Source organism: Streptomyces cahuitamycinicus, assembly GCF_002891435.1.
GTDB classification, from domain to species: Bacteria; Actinomycetota; Actinomycetes; order Streptomycetales; family Streptomycetaceae; genus Streptomyces; species Streptomyces cahuitamycinicus.
Genome location: NZ_POUC01000005.1, coordinates 36,775 through 56,972, shown reverse-complemented (window position 1 = coordinate 56,972; position 20,198 = coordinate 36,775). Strand labels below are relative to the sequence as shown.

The following is a 20,198-nucleotide window of genomic DNA, read 5'->3' as shown; positions in this document are numbered from 1 at the left end:
GAGACCGACTCAGATGTCGAGGAAGCGGACGTCCTTGGCGTTGCGCTGGATGAACGCGCGGCGGGCCTCGACGTCCTCGCCCATGAGGACCGAGAACAGGTCGTCGGCCTGGGCGGCGTCGTCGAGGGTGACCTGGCCCAGGACGCGGTGCTCCTGGTCCATGGTCGTGATGCGCAGTTCCTCGGCGTTCATCTCGCCGAGACCCTTGAAGCGCTGCACGGAGTCGTCCTTGATGCGCTTGCCGGCGTTGCGGCCCATTTCGATCAGGGCGTCGCGCTCGCGGTCGGAGTACGCGTACTCGAAGTCGTCCTTGCCCCACTTGATCTTGTAGAGCGGCGGGCGGGAGAGGTACACGTGCCCGGCCTCGACCAGGGGCCGCATGAAGCGGAACAGGAAGGTCAGGAGCAGGGTGTTGATGTGCTGGCCGTCGACATCGGCGTCCGCCATCAGGATGATCTTGTGATAGCGGAGCTTCTCGATGTCGAAGTCCTCGTGGACTCCGGTGCCGAAGGCCGAGATCAGCGCCTGGATCTCCTGGTTCTGCAGGATCTTGTCGATCCGCGCCTTCTCGACGTTCAGGATCTTGCCGCGGATCGGGAGGATCGCCTGGTACTGCGGGTTGCGGCCGGACTTGGCCGAGCCGCCTGCCGAGTCACCCTCGACGATGAAGATCTCGCACTTGGTGGGATCGTTCGACTGGCAGTCCGAGAGCTTGCCCGGCAGGGACGCGGTCTCCAGCAGGCCCTTGCGGCGGGTCAGGTCACGGGCCTTGCGGGCTGCTACGCGCGCGGTGGCCGCCTGGATGCCCTTGCGGATGATGTCCGCGGCCTCGTTGGGGTTGCGGTCGAGCCAGTCCGCGAGGTGCTCGTAGACGACCTTCTGGACGAAGGTCTTGGCCTCGGTGTTGCCCAGCTTGGTCTTCGTCTGGCCCTCGAACTGCGGCTCGCTCAGCTTGACCGAGATGATCGCCGTCAGACCCTCGCGGATGTCGTCACCCGTGAGATTGTCGTCCTTCTCGCGCAGCAGCCTCTTGTCGCGCGCGTACTTGTTGATCAGCGAGGTCAGCGCGGCCCGGAAACCCTCTTCGTGCGTACCGCCCTCGTGGGTGTGGATGATGTTCGCGAAGGAGTACACGCCCTCGGTGTAGCCGCCGTTCCACTGCATGGCGATCTCGAGGGACAGCTGCCTGTCCTTGTCCTCGGCCTCCAGGTCGATGACGGTCGGGTGGACCGCCTCGCCCTTGCGGGAGTTGAGGTACTTCACGAAGTCGACGATGCCGCCCTCGTAGTGGTACGCGACGGTCTTGACCTCGGCCTTCTCGTCCGCACCGGCCTCGTCGGCACCGGTCACGGCCTTCGCCGACTCGCGCTCGTCAGTGAGTTTGATCGTCAAACCCTTGTTGAGGAACGCCATCTCCTGGAAGCGCCGCGAGAGCGTCTCGAAGGAGTAGTCGGTGGTCTCGAAGATGTCGCCGTCGGCCCAGAAGGTGACCGACGTGCCGGTCTCGTCCGTGGCCTCGTGCTGGACGAGCGGCGCCGTCGGGACACCCATCTTGTAGTCCTGCGTCCACCGGTGGCCGTCGGTCTTCACCTCGACGGAGACCTTGCTGGACAGGGCGTTCACGACCGAGACACCGACGCCGTGCAGACCACCGGAGACCGCGTAGCCGCCGCCGCCGAACTTACCGCCCGCGTGGAGCACGGTCAGCACGACCTCTAGGGCCGGCTTGCCCTCGGACGGCACGATGCCCACCGGGATGCCACGGCCGTTGTCGACGACGCGGACGCCGCCGTCGGCGAGGATCGTCACCTGGATCGTGTCCGCGTGCCCGGCCAGCGCCTCGTCGACGGAGTTGTCGACGACCTCGTACACGAGGTGATGCAGACCACGCTCACCGGTCGAGCCGATGTACATACCGGGTCGCTTGCGGACCGCGTCCAGACCCTCGAGGACGGTGATGGCACTGGCGTCGTACGAGGCGGTGACCTCGCTGGTGGAGGTGATCGCCTCGCTGCTCACGCCTTCGTCGGTGGACGGGATGTTCTCGTTGGGGTTGCCGGAATCGGCCACGAAGCGCCCTTTCTGGCACAGCACGAGCCAGGCTCGTCGGCGGGTTGCCGGAGCGGCTGCGGCATGTTGCGTTGGTAAGCCTTGATCAGCGTTGCTCAGCTTTTCCCGGACGGTCCCCACGATGGGGGCGGGATTGCTTCCAGTCTACCGGTAGCACTGACACTGATGGGGGTTTGCCGGTACCTGAGTCCGCATGTGCCGCCCTCGACGGGTCTCGCCCGACTCCCGATATACGGATGGGGGCTCCAAGAGGCTCACGGAGCCACTCAGCGCTTCCGGCCGTCAACCCTTGGCTACTTCGGAGTCAGGTCGCGATTCGCAACCGTGTGCGGGCACACGACGACAGCACCGCCGACCCCGCGAAAGCACCGGCGGAAGCCCTGGATGTGAAGTCAGTCACGTGCTGTCGACAGGTGGGAAACCGGTCCAGATCAGCCGTAGGTATCGCCCGGACCGGTACTGCCGGGGGCGCGCAGCGGTCCGTAGCGGCGGGCCGGGCCCCCGGGTCCCTGCACCTTGATCAGCTGCACCGTCCCGTGCCCCAGATCCTCGTTGAGGCGCGCGACCAGCGTGGGCGCGAGCAGCCGCAGGTTCGTCGCCCAGGCCGTCGAGTCGCAGCGCACGGTCAGGACATGCTCACCCTCGTCGTACTTCTCCGGCACACAGTGCTTGGCCACGTCCTCGCCGACGATCTGCGGCCACCGGCCCATCACACCGCCCACCGCGGCCGGCGCCTCCCAACCGCGTTCGGTGATCAGCCGGTTGATCGCGGAACCGAGCGCCATCGGATCGCGCCCGTCGGCGCGCGCGCCGGAGCGCAGCCCCCCGCGGCGCGCCTGCTTCCGCTGCTGCGCCGCGTCCCCACGCGCGCGTGCGGCGTCCCTCGCGGCGCGCAACGCCACGCGCGCGAGGTCGACGCCGGAGGGCTCGGGAGGCTTCGGGACCTTGGGAGCCTCGCCGGATGTGTTCTCCGTCATACGCGCTCCACCGCCCCCTCGGACACGGCGAACCGCGTGCCGGACAGCACATGCGGTACGTCATCGTCGACCGCCGCCGTCACCAGGACCTGCTCGCCGGGCGCGACCAGTTCGGCAAGGCGCTCACGGCGGCGGGTGTCCAGCTCGGCGAAGACGTCGTCGAGCACCAGCACCGGCTCGTTACCCTCCGCTCGCAGGAGATCGTACGAGGCCAGACGCAGCGCCAACGCATAGGACCAGGACTCGCCGTGGGAGGCGTAGCCCTTGGCGGGGAGCTGGCCGAGCTTGAGCTGCAGGTCGTCCCGGTGCGGGCCGATCAGGGTGACACCGCGCTCGATCTCCTGCTTGCGGGCCTCCGCGAGCGCGTCCGTCAACTGCTCGAAGAGGTCCTCGCGGGTGTGCGCCTCACCCGGCGCGGACGGCTTGTACTCCAGCGCGACCGGGCCGCCACCCGGGGCGAGTTGCTCGTATGCCTTGTCGGCCAGGGGCTGGATCGTGGCGATCAGATCCAGACGCTGGGCGAGCAACTCCGCGCCCGCGCGCGCGAGATGCTGGTCCCACACGTCGAGGGTGGACATGTCCAGGGTCCGACCGCCGTGCCGGCGGGCCAGGGCGGCCGACTTCAGCAGGGTGTTGCGCTGCTTGAGGACCCGGTCGTAGTCGGAGCGGACCCCGGCCATACGCGGGGAACGAGCGGTGATCAGCTCGTCGAGGAAACGCCGCCGCTCACCGGGGTCGCCCTTCACCAACGCGAGATCCTCGGGCGCGAACAGCACGGTCCGCACGATCCCCAGCACGTCACGCGGCCTGACCTGCGAGGACCTGTTGATACGGGCCCGGTTGGCCCGCCCCGGGTTCAGCTCCAGCTCGACCAGCTGCTGCCGCTCGCCCTGCCGGACCTGCGCCCTGATGATCGCGCGCTCGGCGCCCATGCGGACCAGCGGGGCATCGGAGGAGACCCGGTGACTGCCGAGGGTGGCGAGATAGCCGACGGCCTCCACGAGGTTGGTCTTGCCCTGCCCGTTCGGCCCGACGAAGGCCGTCACCCCCGGGTCGAGCGGGACCTCGACCCGGGAGTACGAGCGGAAGTCGGCCAGCGACAGATGCGTGACGTGCATGGTCGTTTCGCCGACCTCCCCAACCTCGGGTGTTGCTTACTTGGTCTCGACCGCGTGGCCGCCGAACTGGTTCCGCAGCGCCGCGATCATCTTCATCTGGGGCGAGTCCTCCTGGCGGGAGGCGAACCGCGCGAACAGCGACGCCGTGATCGCCGGCAGCGGCACCGCGTTGTCGATGGCTGCTTCCACAGTCCAGCGTCCCTCACCGGAGTCCTGTGCATAACCCCGGAGCTTGTCCAGGTGCTCGTCCTCGTCGAGCGCGTTGACCGCGAGGTCCAGCAGCCAGGAGCGGATGACCGTGCCCTCCTGCCAGGAGCGGAAGACCTCCCGGACGTCGGTCACCGAGTCGACCTTCTCCAGGAGCTCCCAGCCCTCGGCGTAGGCCTGCATCATCGCGTACTCGATGCCGTTGTGGACCATCTTCGCGAAGTGGCCCGCGCCGACCTTGCCCGCGTGCACCGAGCCGGAGTCGCCCTCCGGCTTGAGCGCGTCGAAGACCGGCTGCACCTTCGCGACGTTCTCTGCGTCGCCGCCGTACATCAGCGCGTAGCCGTTCTCCAGACCCCAGACGCCGCCGGAGACCCCGCAGTCGACGAAGCCGATGCCCTTGGCCGCCAGCTCCTCGGCGTGCTTCACGTCGTCGGTCCAGCGGGAGTTGCCGCCGTCCACGACGACGTCGCCGGGCTCCAGCAGCTCGGCGAGCTCGTCGATGGTGGACTGCGTGGCCTCACCGGCCGGGACCATCACCCAGATCACGCGCGGGCCGCTGAGCTTGCCCACCAGCTCTTCCAGGCTGTGGACGTCGGCGAGGTCCGGGTTGCGGTCGTATCCGAGGACGGTGTGACCTGCGCGGCGGATCCGCTCGCGCATGTTGCCGCCCATCTTGCCGAGGCCGACGAGACCGAGCTCCATCAGTTGCGTTCCTTAGGTTCTGCGACGTGGCGAGGCGGCACGTGCGTACCGCGAGGCACTCTCGTACCCGCGTCCGAGCCTAAACCCGGACGCTCGCGCACATCTGTGGGCATACGCGCTCAGTCGTACGCCCTCACCTGCGGATTTGTCCTCAGCCTGTGGACAGCCGCCGACGATTCCCGACGCCCGGGCACACTCAGCCGCTGAGGCGCACCGGCATGATCAGGTACTTGTAGGCGTCGTCCGCCTCGGCGTCCAGCGCGGGCTTGCCGCTGAGCAGCGCGGGCTTCGTGGACGTCGTGAAGGACAGCTGGGCGACCGGGGAGTCGATGGCGCTCAGGCCGTCCAGCAGGAACGTCGGGTTGAAGGCGATCGAGACGTCGTCACCCTCCAGCTGGGCGTCGACACGCTCCACAGCCTGTGCGTCGTCGCTGGAACCGGCCTCCAGGATCAGCACGCCCTGCTCGAAGCTGAGCCGCACCGGGGTGTTGCGCTCGGCGACCAGGGCCACACGCTTGACGGCCTCCACGAAGGGGGCGGTCTCGATGACGGCGACGCTGTTGAACTCCGTGGGGAACAGCGAGCGGTACTTCGGAAGGTCACCCTCCAGCAGGCGGGTCGTCGTACGGCGGCCGGCGCCCTCGAAGCCGATCAGGCCCTCGCCGGAGCCCGAGCCGGACAGCGCCAGGATCACCTGGTCGCCGCTGGTCAGGGCCTTGGCGGTGTCCAGGAGCGTCTTGGCGGGCACCAGAGCGACCGCGGAGGCCTCCGGGTTCTCCGGCTTCCACAGGAACTCGCGGACCGCGAAGCGGTAGCGGTCGGTGGACGCCAGCGTGACGGTGTCGCCCTCGATCTCGATACGGACACCCGTGAGGACCGGCAGCGTGTCGTCACGGCCGGCAGCAATGGCGACCTGGGATGCGGCGGAGGCGAAGACCTCACCCGGGACCGTGCCCGTCGCGTTCGGCATCTGCGGCAGAGCCGGGTACTCCTCCACAGGCAGGGTGTGGAGTGTGAACCGGGACGAGCCGCAGACCACGGTCGCCCGTACACCGTCTGTGGAAATCTCCACCGGCCGGTTGGGCAGCGCGCGGCAGATGTCCGCGAGCAGGCGGCCGGAGACCAGGACCGTGCCCTCCTCGTCGACCTCGGCCTCCACCGACACCCGCGCGGAGACCTCGTAGTCGAAGCTGGACAGGCTCAGCTGGCCTTCCTCGGCCTTCAACAGCAGGCCGGCGAGGACAGGCGCCGGCGGACGGGCCGGGAGGCTGCGTGCCGCCCAGGCCACTGCCTCCGCGAGTACGTCGCGTTCCACCCGGATCTTCACTGTTGCCGCCTCCTGCTGTTGCCGGCGCTTCTCGCTCTGCCTGGCCCTCGTCGTCTGTGTCGGTGTCGACGGTCCCTGTGACGGGGAGGACACCGGGGACCAGTCTGACGCACCGCACTGACAGTAGGTGCCTCTCGGGGTCAAGTCGTGACGAGGGGCAGCCGGGCACCGAAGAGCGAGTTGTGCACAGGGCCCCCTTCGAAACGGATTCCCAGCTCTCTCTAGTTGGGAGTAGTAGTAGGGGCTGTGGATACCGTGGATAACCTCGTTTTCCCAGCTCAGAGCGGGAATTTTGTCCACGGGCCCTGTGGGTGGAGGCGGTGGACAACCGGGCGCATCTGTGGAGAACAGAAAGTTCTGCACACGCCGTGCACAGGGTGAGGCGAGTTCTCCCCAGCGCCGTCCCCAGCTTTACCCAAGTTTCCCACAGCCCAACCCGGCACCTTTGTGTGACGCCTTTCACTCGACCCAGTGAGGAGGCGCGTCGCGTTGCCGAACAGTGGACAGGGATGTGGAGAAGCCACCGATCGCTGGGGACAACTCCACCCAGCCTGTGGGCAGCCGGTGGACAACTCGGTGCACAGCCTGTGGACCAATCCGTCGTCCACAGGCTGTGGAGATCCTTCGTCCACGAATCCACAAGCACCTGAGCTGGTCTGATCGTCTATCACCAGTGGCTGCTGTGGAAACGATCTGGACAACTTCCCGGTCCCCAGGATGTGGACGGCAGAAAGTCTCCGAATCTGTGGAGGGAGGCCGTAACCCGGCGGGTAATCGAACAGCTGGTTGCGATCCAGTTCCTGCGGGCGGGGCCGGAGATCCGCCTCAGCGGGCTCGGATGGGCTCGGATGGGCTCGGAGAGGGACCGGAGAGGGACCGGAGAGGTGTGTCGTTGCGTTGGCCCGTACCGGCCTGACGGCTTTCGCGCATGGAAAAGGGCGCCCTTCGAAGCCTCGAAGGGCGCCCTCAGGGGCGTGCCGTCGTCGCCGTCAGCCGTTCTTGATGCGGTTGGTCAGCTCGGTGACCTGGTTGTAGATGGAGCGGCGCTCGGCCATCAGGTTGCGGATCTTGCGGTCCGCGTGCATCACCGTCGTGTGGTCGCGTCCGCCGAACAGCGCGCCGATCTTCGGCAGCGACAGGTCCGTGAGCTCACGGCACAGGTACATGGCGATCTGCCGGGCGGTGACGAGAGCGCGGCCGCGCGAGGTGCCGCACAGGTCCTCGACGGTCAGACCGAAGTAGTCCGCCGTCGCGCCCATGATGGCCGTCGAGGTGATCTCGGGCGCCGAGTCGTCGCCGCCGGGAATGAGGTCCTTGAGGACGATCTCCGTCAGACCCAGATCCACCGGCTGCCGGTTGAGCGAGGCGAACGCCGTGACCCGGATCAGCGCGCCTTCCAGCTCGCGGATGTTGCGCGAGATCCGGGACGCGATGAACTCCAGCACCTCCGGCGGCGCGTTCAGCTGCTCCTGCACCGCTTTCTTGCGGAGGATCGCGATCCGGGTCTCCAGCTCGGGTGGCTGGACGTCCGTGATCAGCCCCCACTCGAAACGGTTCCTCAGCCGGTCCTCCAGCGTGACCAGCTGCTTCGGCGGCCGGTCGGAGGACAGCACGATCTGCTTGTTGGCGTTGTGGAGCGTGTTGAAGGTGTGGAAGAACTCCTCCTGCGTCGACTCCTTGTCCGCCAGGAACTGGATGTCGTCGACGAGCAGGATGTCCATCTCGCGGTACCGCTTGCGGAAGCTGTCACCCTTGCCGTCGCGGATGGAGTTGATGAACTCGTTGGTGAACTCCTCCGAGCTCACGTACCGCACCCGCGTGCCCGGGTAGAGGCTGCGCGCGTAGTGCCCGATCGCGTGCAGCAGGTGCGTCTTGCCGAGCCCGGACTCCCCGTAGATGAACAAGGGGTTGTACGCCTTCGCCGGCGCCTCGGCCACAGCGACCGCGGCCGCGTGCGCGAAGCGGTTGGAGGCGCCGATCACGAACGTGTCGAAGAGGTACTTCGGGTTCAGACGTGCGGTGGGCTCACCCGGGCCGGTCGCCGGCGCGGGCTGCGCGGCCAGTGGGCCGGGCGCACCCGTCGTCGGCAGGTTCGGGCCGACCGGGCCGCCCCGGTGCACGTGCCCGGAACCGGCCGGCGGCTCGGGCAGCTCACGGCGTACCGGGTCGCGCTGGTCGTAGTCGGGGCGTGGCGCGTCGTAGTCGGAGCGCGGCTGCTCGTAGGAGTGGCGCTCCATGGGCTGTGGGCGGTAGTCCTGCGAGGAGGTGCCGTATGCGTCCTGCGGGTTGTACGGGCCCTGGGAGCCGTAGGAGTCCTGCCCGGGTGACGCGTACGGGTCACGTTCGGGGAAGCCGAGGCGCTGCTGCTGCCAGCCGTAGTCGTCCTGCTGCTGCTGCGGCCGGGGCCAGGCGCCGGGCTCGGGGCGCTGGTACTCGGACGGGTATGCGGGACGGGCCGTGGGAAGTTGATCTGCGCGCGTAGGCGGAAGCTGGTCACCGGCCTGCCCGGGCAGCTGGTCGGCGCGGTGGCGGCCGTACCCCTCGTACCCGTCGCGGTCTTTGCGGTCGTAGGCGTCACGGTCGGGACGGTCGTATCCGTCGCGGTCTTTGCGGTCGTATCCGTCACGTTCCGGCCGGTCGTACCCGTCACGGTCGGGACGGTCGTACCCGTCGCGGTCCTTGCGGTCGTATCCATCCCGCTCGGGACGGTCGTATCCGTCGCGGTCCTGGCGTGCCGACGGGAGCTCGGGCTCCTCGTAGCGCGGCTGGGGGCGGGCAGAGGGCGCCGGTGTGGCGGGGGCCTCGCCCGCGGAGTCGTCGACGGTGATCGCGATCCGGATCGGGCGGCCGCACTCGCGGCTCAGTGTCTCGCTGACGATCGGCGCCAGCCGGCCCTCGAGTACGCCTTTGGCGAATTCGTTCGGTACGGCGAGCAGGGCCGTGTCCGCGACCAGCGCGAGAGGCTGGCAGCGCCGGATCCAGTGCTCGTCCTTCCCTTCGACCCCTTGGCTGCGGCCCTCCCCGAGGAGTTGCTCCAATACGCGTGGCCACACTGCGGCAAGATCGGCAGGTACGTCAGCCACAGGGCACGCTCTCTCACAGGTCCCACGAACGTGTGGTTCTGGGACGGCTCGGGATGTAAATCGGGTGGGGCAGGGATAAGGGAACGAATCGGAGTTCCGTCACGGTAGTCAGGGCGGCCGGTAGGGTTCAAGTTGTTGTCCCCAGCCTGTGGACAAGTGTCTCCCGGCGACTCCTGGTTTGACCGGATGGCGTAGCCGCGCGTACCGTAACCAGGTCGAGTTGTCGATGGCTGCTGCCGCCTGCCTCCGATGGGCACAGATCATTTGGGTGATCGGTCAGCGGTGCACTCGGGCGTAACTGCGAGCTACTCGTGGGCGCACGGTGACAGCCAGGACGGCACCCCGCAACCACCGATTCTTTCTGGAGCCCCCGAGTGAGCAAGCGCACCTTCCAGCCGAACAACCGTCGTCGCGCGAAGACCCACGGCTTCCGGCTGCGTATGCGGACCCGCGCCGGCCGCGCGATTCTCGCGACCCGCCGTAGCAAGGGTCGCGCCCGTCTGTCCGCCTGATTCCGATCAGGTCATGACGTCGTGCTGCCCACCGAGAACCGGCTGAGGCGGCGCGAGGACTTCGCGACCGCGGTGCGGCGAGGCCGTCGGGCAGGACGCCCGCACCTCGTCGTCCACCTTCGAAGCGGTGCCACGGACCCGCATGCGCCTGGGGAGAGCGCTCCCCCGACGCGTGCGGGTTTCGTCGTGAGCAAAGCAGTGGGTGGCGCGGTCGTGCGCAACAAGGTGAAGCGCAGGCTTCGCCACCTGATGCGCGAGCGAGTCGCCCAGCTGCCCCCCGGTAGCCTGGTAGTCGTACGAGCGCTGCCCGGATCGGGCGACGCCGACCATGCACAGCTGGCCCGAGACCTGGATGCCGCTCTCCAGCGGTTGCTGGGAGGGGGCGCGCGATGAAGTACCCGCTGCTGGCTCTGATCAAGCTCTACCAGTGGACGATCAGTCCGCTGCTCGGGCCGGTCTGCAAGTACTACCCGTCGTGCTCCCACTACGGCTACAAGGCCATCGACCGGCATGGTGCCATCAAGGGAACGGCACTCACGGCATGGCGCATCCTGCGGTGCAATCCGTGGTCGCTGGGCGGTGTGGACCATGTCCCGCCGCGCAAGCGTCCGCGGTGGCACGAAATGCTGCGTAACGCGTGGCGTGCACGCAAGGGCGGGCCCTCCGCCGTCCGACCGGCCACCGAGGGACAGACTTCTCCCACAAGTCCGTCGAGTCCGGCCGCAGAGACACCGTCCCATGCCCAAGGAGCATGATTAGTGGACACGATTGCCAGCCTCTTCAGCTTCATCACCACACCCGTCTCCTGGGTCATCGTCCAGTTCCACACGGTGTACGGCGCCCTCTTCGGCCCTGACACCGGGTGGGCCTGGGGCCTGTCGATCGTGTCCCTGGTGATCCTGATCCGTATCTGCCTGATCCCGCTCTTCGTGAAGCAGATCAAGGCCACCCGGGCGATGCAGACGCTCCAGCCCGAGATGAAGAAGATCCAGGAGCGCTACAAGAACGACAAGCAGCGTCAGTCCGAAGAGATGATGAAGCTGTACAAGGAGACGGGCACCAACCCGCTCTCCTCGTGCCTTCCCATCCTGGCGCAGTCCCCGTTCTTCTTCGCCCTGTACCACGTGCTCAACAGCATCGCGTCGAACGACACCATCGGTGTGATCAACGAGAACCTGCTGCAGAGCGCGCAGAAGGCGCACATCGTCGGCGCCCCCCTGGCGGTGAAGTTCACCGACAGCTCGTCGAAGGTGGAAGCGCTCGGTGCCTCGCTCACCGATGTGCGCGTCGTCACCGCCGTCATGATCGTCATGATGTCGGCGTCGCAGTTCTTCACCCAGCGCCAGCTGATGACGAAGAACATCGACACCACGGTGAAGACGCCGTTCATGCAGCAGCAGAAGATGCTGATGTACGTCTTCCCCGTCATGTTCGCCGTCTTCGGCATCAACTTCCCCGTCGGTGTCCTCGTCTACTGGCTGACCACCAACGTGTGGACCATGGGTCAGCAGATGTACGTCATCCGCAACAACCCGACGCCGGGGTCCAAGGCCCAGGCCGAGTACCTGGAGCGCCTGACCAAGTACGTCACGCAGCACGACAAGGTCAGCAAGCGACGCGACCGGGCCATCGTCAAGGCCATCGTCGCCAAGGGCCGCGACCGCAACGAGTTCGAGCGCAAGTTCATCAACGGCCTGAGCAAGGCCAACCTCGCCGCCCAGGCCGACGGCACCGTGATCAAGAGCGACACCGCGGTGGCGGCTGAGGCCGAGGACGGTACGCCGACCACCGCCGCCGGTGCTGCGAAGCGCCAGCAGCCCAAGCGGCAGAGCAAGTCGCAACGTCAGCACGGTGGAGCCGCCGGTGCCAAGGTGGCGGGTGAGGACGAGCCGAAGACGTCGCTGTCCAAGTCCGACGAGCCCGAGGACGCCAAGCCCGCCACCGCTGCCAAGAAGGGCGGCGCGAAGCCCGCCGGTGGAACCCGCAGTAAGGCCCAGTCCGGACAGCGCAAGGGCCCGCAGCGGCCCAAGTCCCCGTCCAAGAAGTAAGAAGGAGTCCATCCCGTGACGGAAGGCACCACCTCCGCTGCTGCCGAGGGTGCAGACACCCTGACTCGCCTGGAGCAGGAAGGCGAGATCGCGGCGGACTACCTGGAGGGTCTGCTCGACATCGCCGACCTCGACGGCGATATCGACATGGACGTCGAGGCCGACCGGGCCTCCGTCTCGATCATCAGCGACGCGGGCGGCCGTGAGCTGCAGAAGCTGGTCGGCCGTGACGGCGAGGTGCTGGAGGCCCTCCAGGAGCTCACCCGTCTGGCCGTGCACCGGGAGACCGGTGACCGCAGCCGCCTGATGCTCGACATCGCCGGCTACCGGGCACAGAAGCGCTCGGAGCTGTCCGAGCTGGGTGCCAAGGCCGCGGCGGAGGCCAGGAGCAGCGGTGAGGCCGTCAAGCTGAAGCCGATGACGCCCTTCGAGCGCAAGGTCGTGCACGACGCGGTCAAGGCTGCGGGTCTGCGCAGCGAGTCCGAGGGCGAGGAGCCGGAGCGCTTCGTCGTCGTGCTGCCTGCCTGATCGGCCCCTACGTTCTCCGGCCCCGTCTGTTGCGCAGGCGGGGCCGAACTTTGTCAGCCTGATAGTTCTGGTGGTTCTGGTGTCGGCGCCGGGTGCGCTGACGCGGTACGGAAGGACGGTCCCCCGTGACGGAGGCAGCGGAGCTTCCCCCCGCGCCCGAGCAGGCGCGCGAGGTGTTCGGTGATCGCTACGCGGATGCGGTGCGGTACGCCGAGCTGCTCGCCGAGGCGGGTGTGAAGCGCGGTCTCATCGGCCCGCGGGAGGTGCCCCGCCTGTGGGAGCGGCACCTGCTGAACTGCGCGGTGCTCTCAGAGGTCGTGCCCGACGGCGTGACGGTGTGCGATGTGGGCTCCGGCGCTGGCCTTCCCGGCATTCCGCTGGCGCTGGTCCGCACCGACCTGAAGATCACGCTCCTGGAGCCGCTGCTGCGGCGCACCAACTTCCTCACCGAGGTCGTGGAGCTGCTCGGCCTCGATCATGTGACCGTCATGCGCGGCCGGGCCGAAGAGGTCATGGGGAAGATCCAACCGGTCCATGTGGTGACGGCCCGGGCCGTCGCGCCGCTCGACCGGCTCGCCACCTGGGGCATCCCGCTGCTGAGGCCGTACGGGGAGATGCTCGCGCTCAAGGGTGACGCCGCCGAAGAGGAGCTGAAGAGCGCGTCGGCGGCGCTCAGCAAACTGGGGGCGGTGGAGACATCCATCCTGCATGTGGGTGAGGGTGTGGTGGATCCGATGTCTACCGTCGTACGGGTCGAGGTTGGAGAGAGCCCCGGTGGTGTGCGCTTCGCCGCGAAGCGTGCCAAGGCGGCTCGCACGGGGCGGACGCGTCGACGGCGTTGAGTTGATCCGGCTGTCGGATGCTCTCCGTTCTTCCGGCACTGATCCGGACTTTCCAGCACTGCTCCGCTCTTCGACGCTGATCCGTCCTGACGACGAGACGTACTCCACACAAGCTGCCGAACCTATGCAAGCCGGAGTGTCGCGACAGTGCGGCCTCGGCTGCTGTGCATCGTGTTTCACGTGAAACGTCGCTCACTGCTGCACGGCATCATCAGTCGTGGCCGCGCTGCGGCCGAACCCCGCGACCGAAAGCCTCTAGGTTCACTCGATGAGGCACCTGAGGTATCCACAGAGGTGGATTTCTCCACAGAACGCCAGGCCTCACTGGTTCACGACCCCGAAGACATGGGAGGCTCTGTTCATTGCGAGCCTGAAGTCGAGGAGAGTGAATCCGTGCGGTCCGACGCCAACATCGCGGGACCGATGACCGATCCGGTCCCCGGTCCCCGTACCGAGTCGATGGGGGCGGATGTTTCACGTGAAACGCCGCCTCCGATGGACGACACTCCCATCGGTCGTGCTGCCCAACTGGCGGTGGAGGCTCTGGGCCGTGCCGACGAGGGCCTGCCACGGCCCGAGCAGACCCGGATCATGGTGGTCGCCAATCAGAAGGGCGGTGTAGGCAAGACAACGACGACCGTCAACCTTGCCGCATCCCTGGCGCTGCACGGTGGTCGGGTCCTGGTGGTCGACCTTGACCCTCAAGGCAATGCGTCCACCGCGCTGGGCATCGACCACCACGCCGAAGTGCCGTCCATCTATGACGTCTTGGTCGACAGCAGGCCGCTCTCCGAGGTGGTCCAGCCGGTCCCCGACGTCGAGGGCCTCTTCTGCGCCCCCGCCACGATCGATCTCGCCGGTGCGGAGATCGAGTTGGTGTCTCTGGTGGCACGGGAGAGCCGGCTGCAGCGTGCGATCCAGGCGTACGAGCAGCCTTTGGACTACATCCTCATCGACTGCCCGCCCTCCCTCGGTCTCCTGACGGTCAATGCGTTGGTGGCGGGACAGGAAGTGCTGATCCCCATCCAATGCGAGTACTACGCGTTGGAAGGGCTCGGGCAGCTGCTACGCAACGTCGACCTGGTGCGGGGGCACCTCAACCCCGCCCTTCATGTGTCGACCATCCTGCTCACCATGTATGACGGCCGGACGCGGCTCGCGTCCCAGGTCGCGGAAGAGGTGCGCACCCACTTCGGTGACGAGGTACTGCGCACGAGCATCCCCCGCTCTGTCCGTATCTCGGAGGCGCCGAGTTATGGGCAGACGGTACTGACTTACGATCCTGGATCGAGTGGTGCCCTCTCCTACCTTGAGGCGGCACGAGAGATCGCGCTGAAGGGCGTCGGCATCAGCTATGACGCGACGCACGCCCATATCGGCGTACAGCAGAACGACCCGAGCATGGTGGAGGGCATTCAGTGAGCGAGCGACGAAGGGGGTTGGGCCGTGGTCTCGGCGCACTGATCCCTGCTGCGCCGACGGAGAAGTCGGTGGCTCAGGCTGCGGCGGGGAACGCTGTTTCCGCATCCCCTGCGGCAGTACCTGCCCTGCCGAACGATCGTGGGGTGGCCGCGGCGAAGGTAGCGACTCTTCCGACTGTTTCACGTGAAACAGAGGAGCCGGTGCAGCCGACGGCTCCCGCCGCGCCTGCGGCGCCCGTCGGTGCGCACTTTGCCGAGATCCCTCTCGACTCCATTACGCCGAACCCTCGTCAGCCCCGTGAGGTATTCGACGAGGACGCGCTGCACGAGCTCATCACCTCCATCAAGGAAGTGGGGCTTCTTCAGCCGGTCGTCGTACGGCAGGTGGGCCCCGCCCGCTATGAGCTCATCATGGGTGAGCGTCGCTGGCGCGCCTGCCGCGAGGCGGGTCTGGAGGCGATCCCGGCGATCGTGCGGGCCACGGAGGACGAGAAGCTCCTCCTGGACGCTCTGCTCGAGAACCTGCACCGCGCCCAGCTGAATCCCCTGGAAGAGGCAGCCGCCTACGACCAATTGCTGAGGGACTTCAGCTGCACGCATGACCAGCTGGCGGACCGCATCGGCCGGTCCCGGCCGCAGGTGTCCAACACCCTGCGTCTGCTGAAGCTCTCGCCGGCCGTGCAGCGGCGGGTGGCCGCCGGGGTGCTCTCAGCAGGCCACGCCAGGGCGCTGATCTCTGTCGAGGATTCGGAGGAGCAGGATCGGCTGGCCCACCGCATCGTCGCCGAAGGCCTCTCGGTGCGAGCCGTCGAGGAGATCGTGACCCTGATGGGGTCGCGGCCTCAGAAGGCTCAGAAGCCCAAGGGCCCGCGTGCCGGTGCGCGGGTCTCTCCTGCGCTGTCCGACCTTGCCACGCGGCTGTCCGACCGCTTTGAGACACGCGTGAAGGTCGACCTGGGGCAGAAGAAGGGCAAGATCACCGTCGAGTTCGCCTCGATGGAGGATCTTGAGCGGATCCTTGGCTCATTCGCTCCTGGCGAAGGGCCGGTCCTTCAGAAGAGTCTGCTGGAGGGCGACTCCGAGGCGAGCGAGTCCTGAGCCTCCGGCAAGGAGCATCTGCTGTGCAGGAGGGAGAGCGGGCCGTGTCCGGTGTGTGCCGGAACGTGGCCCGCTCTTTCCTTTCTGGCGGTATCGATGGAATCGCAACGTCGATACGATGCGTTCGGGCACGGCGCAACCACTTGGCAACACCTCTGAGAGAAGGCAGGGGCCATGCGAAGCATGAGCCGCACCGGACTGGTGAGCACCGGTTTGGGGCTGGGAGCGGTCGGTGGGTTCATCGGCAGTCTCCTCAGGGAACGGAGCGCTCTGACAGCCGCCCGCGACGCGGCGGCGGGCGAAGGAAGCGAGGAACAGCCTTCATGGGCCGCCGGCTCGTACCGCTCACGCTGGACAACCTCCAGGACTTGCCCAAGCGTTGTCGCTCGTGTGTCTTCTGGGAACTCGACCCAGTCAGCGGTGAGGCCGCGGTAAAGGCGGACACAGCGGCTCCGGAGAAGGAGGCCTGGATCTCGGCGGTTCTGCTGGACTGGGGATCCTGCGGACGGGTCGTGTACGTCGACGACGTGCCGGTGGGCTTCGTCCTCTACGCCCCGCCTGCCTATGTCCCTCGTTCCACGGCGTTTCCCACGAGTCCTGTCTCACCTGATGCGGTACAGCTGATCACCGCGTTCATCGTGCCGGGCTATCAAGGGCAGGGACTGGGCCGGGTGATGGTGCAGACGGTGGCCAAGGATCTGCTGCGGCGAGGGTTCAAGGCGATCGAGGCCTTCGGAGATGCGCGCTGGAAGGAACCCGCCTGTGTGCTGCCCGCCGATCACCTCCTGGCGGTGGGCTTCAAGACGGTCCGCCAGCACCCCGTCCATCCCCGGCTGAGGCTGGAACTCAGGTCGACGCTCTCCTGGAAGGAAGACGTCGAGATGGCGCTGGACCGGCTTCTGGGTGCCGTGCAGAAGGAGCCGGCCTTGCGACCGCTGTAGAAGCAGCCCCTTTGCGACCGCTCAGCCAAACGAGTGGGCCATCCCTTCCGGGTTGGCCCACTCGTGTTTCACGTGAAACATGCACCGCCGGAGCGACGGTACAGCCGAATCACTCGGCGATGAACTCTTCGAGGTCGCGGACGATCGCTGCCTTCGGCTTCGCGCCCACGATGGTCTTGGCGACCTCGCCACCCTGGTAGACGTTCAGGGTCGGGATGGACATGACGCCGTACTTGGCGGCCGTACCCGGGTTCTCGTCGATGTTCAGCTTGACGATCTCGATCTTGTCGCCGTATTCGGAGGCGATCGCCTCCAGGGACGGCGCGATCTGGCGGCAAGGACCGCACCAGGCGGCCCAGAAGTCCACCAGAACAGGCTTATCGCTCTTCAGGACGTCCTGCTCGAAGGAGTCGTCGGTCACGTTCTTCAGGGTGCCGGCCACGGAGGGCTCCTTATTGGTTGTGCGTGGGGCGGGTAGGGAGAGGTCAGACAGAGGTCTTCTCGGGCTCGGGCTGCTCCTCGTCCGCCAGGGCGGCGAGGTAGCGCTCGGCGTCGAGAGCTGCGGAGCAGCCGGTCCCGGCCGCGGTGATCGCCTGACGGTAGGTGTGGTCGACCACATCACCGGCGGCGAAGACGCCGGTCAGGTTCGTGCGCGTCGACGGCGCTTCCACCTTCAGGTAGCCCTCTTCGTCCAGGTCGAGCTGGCCCTTGAAGAGCTCGGTGCGCGGGTCGTGGCCGATGGCGATGAACAGGCCGGTCACCGGCAGGTCCGAGATCTCACCGGTCTTGAGATTGCGCAGCTTCAGACCCGAGAGCTTCGGGCCACCCTGGATCTCGGCGACCTCGCTGTCCCACACGAAGTTGATCTTTGGGTCGGCGAAGGCGCGCTCCTGCATGGCCTTGGAGGCGCGCAGGGTGTCGCGACGGTGGACGACGGTCACGGACTTGGCGAACCGCGAGAGGAAGGTGGCCTCCTCCATCGCGGTGTCACCACCGCCGATCACGGCGATGTCCTGGTCCTTGAAGAAGAACCCGTCACAGGTGGCGCACCACGACACACCACGGCCGGAGAGGGCGTCCTCGTTCGGCAGACCCAACTTGCGGTGCTGCGAGCCGGTGGTGACGATGACGGCCTTGGCCTGGTGGACGGTGCCGGCCGTGTCCGTGACGGTCTTGATCTCACCGCTCAGATCAACAGCCACGATGTCGTCCGGGATGAGTTCGGCGCCGAAGCGCTCCGCCTGGGCGCGCATGTTGTCCATGAGGTCAGGGCCCATGATGCCGTCCCGGAAGCCCGGGAAGTTCTCGACGTCCGTGGTGTTCATGAGCGCACCACCGGCGGTGACGGCACCCTCGAACACCAGCGGCTTCAGCGACGCGCGCGCGGTGTAGAGGGCCGCCGTGTAGCCGGCGGGCCCGGAGCCGATGATGATCACGTTTCGGACGTCGCTCACGGCTGGATTCCTCGTCTCTGGACTGCGTCGTTCGACCGGTGGGAGCTTCTTTCGGAACTCTCACCCCACCCAACGGATCCTAAGGGGCGCGCATTCCCGCTGTGTCCGGGCACACGGAGAACCGGCACCCTGTGGCGGCCGTGTGGTGAGGCTGCGGGCGGATCCGCAGGGGGAAGAAGGAGCGTTCGCTCAGGCGGACGGGTACGTGCGCTCCAAGAGCACCTTGCCGGCTGCAGTGGACGCCGCTTGGTCCACACAGGTCGCGTCGACGATGTAGGCGGTGACCCGAGTGGCGTCGGAGGCATCGGGAAGCAGCACGAGCATGGCCTTCTTCCCTTGATAGGTGCCGTTCTCGGTGGCCAGGGCCGCATCGTCGCGTCCGATGCCGTCGCGGACGCAGCCGGGAACTACGGCTTCCTTGAAGACCCTGGGCTGGTTGGTGCCGGGGGCCGTCGCTGCGCCGAAGGGGGTGCGGGAGCCGCCGCCCTTGGTCTTGTTCTCGGACAGGAGATCGGTGACCTGCTTCTGCAGCTTTCCTTCGGAGAAGGTGTCCGTGGCGGTGGTCTGCCGTTCGCCAGCCGTGTCATGGGGCGGCTTGTTGTCTCCGAGTGAGGACAGCAGGACGGAGCCCAGTCCCAGGGCTGCCACCGTGAAGACGGTCCCCAGGACGGCGATCCTGCGGCGCCCGATGCGCGTGCGGTCCTTGCGGCCAGGGCCGGTGGTGGAAGAGCGGGGACGGCCGGTGGGCCGGTCGGCAGGCGTCGATGTTTCACGTGAAACACTCACACCGCTGTCGTCATCGGACGGGGCACCGGCAGCGCCGGAACCGGGAGCGCTCTCCGGCTCCGGGCTCTCCGAGGACTCCGGACCGCTGGCGTTCAGTAGTGCCTCGGCGGCGAGAGCGGCGTCGATGCGGCCCGCGACGTCGGCGGGCATACGGGGCGGTCCCGGCAGTGTGCCGAGCAGGCCGCGGATCTCCTCCACGGAGGCGTACACATCCGCGCAGAGCTCGCACTCGTCCAGGTGGCGGCGCAGGTCGGTGGTCCGGTCCGGCGGGAGGAGTCCCTCGGCGAGGTCGGAGATCTCCGCGACGTCCGGGTGCCCGGCCATGTCTGTCGTCGACGTCACGCTCGTCCACCTCCGCCCTTCACTGCAGCTGAGCCGCTCGGTCCTGTGTCCGTAGATCCCGCTCGGGGCGGGCCCGCTGCGGGTGGGACGGCCGGGCTCTGCGTCCGGTTCCGTTCCCCGTCCGGGTTCTTGCCCTCACCGCCGCCGTCCTGCCGTAGATGGGTGAGCAGCGGTAGGAGTCTGGCTCTTCCGCGTGCACATCTGCTCTTCACCGTGCCGGTGGGCACGTCGAGGATGCGGGCTGCCTCGGCGACCGGGTAGCCCTGCATGTCCACCAGGACGAGCGCGGCACGCTGGTCGGTCGGCAGGGTTCCCAGGGCTTCGATGAGCTGCCGGTGGAGATCATTGCGCTCGGCAGGAGCCGAGGCCGACTCGTGCGGCTCCAGCAGCTGCTCCAGGCGCTCGGTGTCGTCGACGGGAGAGGTCTTCCGGGAAGCCGCCTTGCGGGCGCGGTCCAGACAGGCGTTCACCGTGATCCTGTGCAGCCACGTTGTGACGGCCGACTGGCCCCGGAAGGTGTGGGCGGCCCGGTATGCGGACACGAGGGCGTCCTGCACGGCGTCAGCGGCTTCCTCGCGGTCGCCGAGCGTCCGCAGGGCGACGGCCCAGAGCCGGTCGCGATGCCGCCGCACGATCTCACCGAAGGCATCGGGGTCGCCTTCGACGTGGCGGGCGAGCAAATCCTGATCGCTCACTCCGTCAGTGCCGTCTGCCATCGGCCTCCTTCCTCGAGGCAGAT

General features: G+C 67.6%; 19 protein-coding genes. 9 read left to right on the top strand and 10 right to left on the bottom strand.

All coding sequences use genetic code 11. The features are described 5' to 3' along the window. Positions 1-9 precede the first annotated feature (9 nt). The 6 genes from gyrB to dnaA all read right to left on the bottom strand — a co-directional run bounded on the left by gyrB (position 10) and on the right by dnaA (position 9,487). Positions 10-2,070, bottom strand: coding sequence for a DNA topoisomerase (ATP-hydrolyzing) subunit B (gene gyrB / locus C1J00_RS01595; protein ID WP_102907227.1), 2,061 nt, complete (start codon positions 2,068-2,070; stop codon positions 10-12). 431 nt (positions 2,071-2,501) lie between these two features. Beyond that, entirely contained in the window at positions 2,502-3,047 is a 546-nt protein-coding gene (locus C1J00_RS01590; RefSeq protein ID WP_102907219.1) for a DciA family protein, read from the bottom strand. Continuing rightward, positions 3,044-4,165: a DNA replication/repair protein RecF gene (recF, locus tag C1J00_RS01585; RefSeq protein WP_102907218.1), complete on the bottom strand. Its 1,122-nt coding sequence runs from the start codon at positions 4,163-4,165 to the stop codon at positions 3,044-3,046. Before recF ends, C1J00_RS01590 begins: the two co-directional genes overlap by 4 nt. Before the next feature lie 36 nt (positions 4,166-4,201). Continuing rightward, positions 4,202-5,077: a phosphogluconate dehydrogenase (NAD(+)-dependent, decarboxylating) gene (gnd, locus tag C1J00_RS01580; RefSeq protein ID WP_102907217.1), complete on the bottom strand. Its 876-nt coding sequence runs from the start codon at positions 5,075-5,077 to the stop codon at positions 4,202-4,204. Between the two features lie 196 nt (positions 5,078-5,273). Further along, positions 5,274-6,404 carry a DNA polymerase III subunit beta gene (gene dnaN / locus C1J00_RS01575; protein ID WP_102907216.1) on the bottom strand — a complete coding sequence of 377 codons (1,131 nt, stop codon included), beginning with the start codon at positions 6,402-6,404 and terminating at the stop codon, positions 5,274-5,276. 989 nt (positions 6,405-7,393) lie between these two features. After that, a complete protein-coding gene (gene dnaA, locus C1J00_RS01565) occupies positions 7,394-9,487 on the bottom strand; it encodes a chromosomal replication initiator protein DnaA (protein WP_102907214.1) in 2,094 nt (697 codons plus the stop codon). A gap of 374 nt (positions 9,488-9,861) precedes the next feature. Between dnaA and rpmH the strand changes: the two genes are divergently transcribed. From rpmH to C1J00_RS01520, 9 genes are all read left to right on the top strand, one after another. Next, on the top strand, positions 9,862-9,999 hold the full coding sequence (gene rpmH, locus C1J00_RS01560; RefSeq protein ID WP_003975051.1) for a 50S ribosomal protein L34: 138 nt from the start codon (positions 9,862-9,864) through the stop codon (positions 9,997-9,999). A gap of 21 nt (positions 10,000-10,020) precedes the next feature. Beyond that, the gene (rnpA, locus tag C1J00_RS01555) at positions 10,021-10,392 is read left to right on the top strand and encodes a ribonuclease P protein component (RefSeq protein ID WP_078625383.1); all 372 of its coding nucleotides are present in this window, start codon (positions 10,021-10,023) and stop codon (positions 10,390-10,392) included. Next, entirely contained in the window at positions 10,389-10,754 is a 366-nt protein-coding gene (gene yidD / locus C1J00_RS01550; protein ID WP_102907213.1) for a membrane protein insertion efficiency factor YidD, read from the top strand. The genes rnpA and yidD overlap by 4 nt, the downstream gene beginning before the upstream one ends. Positions 10,755-10,757: 3 nt before the next feature. Then, a complete protein-coding gene (yidC, locus tag C1J00_RS01545; RefSeq protein WP_102907212.1) occupies positions 10,758-12,047 on the top strand; it encodes a membrane protein insertase YidC in 1,290 nt (429 codons plus the stop codon). Between the two features lie 15 nt (positions 12,048-12,062). After that, positions 12,063-12,575, top strand: a complete 513-nt coding sequence (locus C1J00_RS01540; protein WP_102907211.1) for a Jag family protein — start codon at positions 12,063-12,065, stop codon at positions 12,573-12,575. A 125-nt stretch (positions 12,576-12,700) separates the two neighbouring features. Beyond that, the gene (gene rsmG, locus C1J00_RS01535; protein WP_102907210.1) at positions 12,701-13,417 is read left to right on the top strand and encodes a 16S rRNA (guanine(527)-N(7))-methyltransferase RsmG; all 717 of its coding nucleotides are present in this window, start codon (positions 12,701-12,703) and stop codon (positions 13,415-13,417) included. 345 nt (positions 13,418-13,762) lie between these two features. After that, positions 13,763-14,839 carry a ParA family protein gene (locus C1J00_RS01530; protein WP_102907226.1) on the top strand — a complete coding sequence of 359 codons (1,077 nt, stop codon included), beginning with the start codon at positions 13,763-13,765 and terminating at the stop codon, positions 14,837-14,839. Beyond that, a complete protein-coding gene (locus tag C1J00_RS01525; protein WP_102907209.1) occupies positions 14,836-15,936 on the top strand; it encodes a ParB/RepB/Spo0J family partition protein in 1,101 nt (366 codons plus the stop codon). The genes C1J00_RS01530 and C1J00_RS01525 overlap by 4 nt, the downstream gene beginning before the upstream one ends. A gap of 323 nt (positions 15,937-16,259) precedes the next feature. Next, entirely contained in the window at positions 16,260-16,877 is a 618-nt protein-coding gene (locus C1J00_RS01520) for a GNAT family N-acetyltransferase (protein WP_102907208.1), read from the top strand. 109 nt (positions 16,878-16,986) lie between these two features. Here C1J00_RS01520 and trxA read toward each other — a convergent pair whose 3' ends face one another. From trxA to sigM, 4 genes are all read right to left on the bottom strand, one after another. Then, complete coding sequence (gene trxA / locus C1J00_RS01515; protein WP_030847066.1) at positions 16,987-17,319, bottom strand: thioredoxin; 333 nt, start codon at positions 17,317-17,319, stop codon at positions 16,987-16,989. A 43-nt stretch (positions 17,320-17,362) separates the two neighbouring features. Continuing rightward, entirely contained in the window at positions 17,363-18,331 is a 969-nt protein-coding gene (gene trxB / locus C1J00_RS01510; RefSeq protein WP_102907207.1) for a thioredoxin-disulfide reductase, read from the bottom strand. A gap of 189 nt (positions 18,332-18,520) precedes the next feature. After that, positions 18,521-19,459 (bottom strand): anti-sigma factor family protein, encoded by a 939-nt coding sequence (locus C1J00_RS01505; RefSeq protein ID WP_102907206.1) that lies wholly within the window; start codon positions 19,457-19,459, stop codon positions 18,521-18,523. Then, positions 19,456-20,175 (bottom strand): RNA polymerase sigma factor SigM, encoded by a 720-nt coding sequence (sigM, locus tag C1J00_RS01500; RefSeq protein ID WP_102907205.1) that lies wholly within the window; start codon positions 20,173-20,175, stop codon positions 19,456-19,458. Before sigM ends, C1J00_RS01505 begins: the two co-directional genes overlap by 4 nt. Positions 20,176-20,198: the final 23 nt, after the last annotated feature.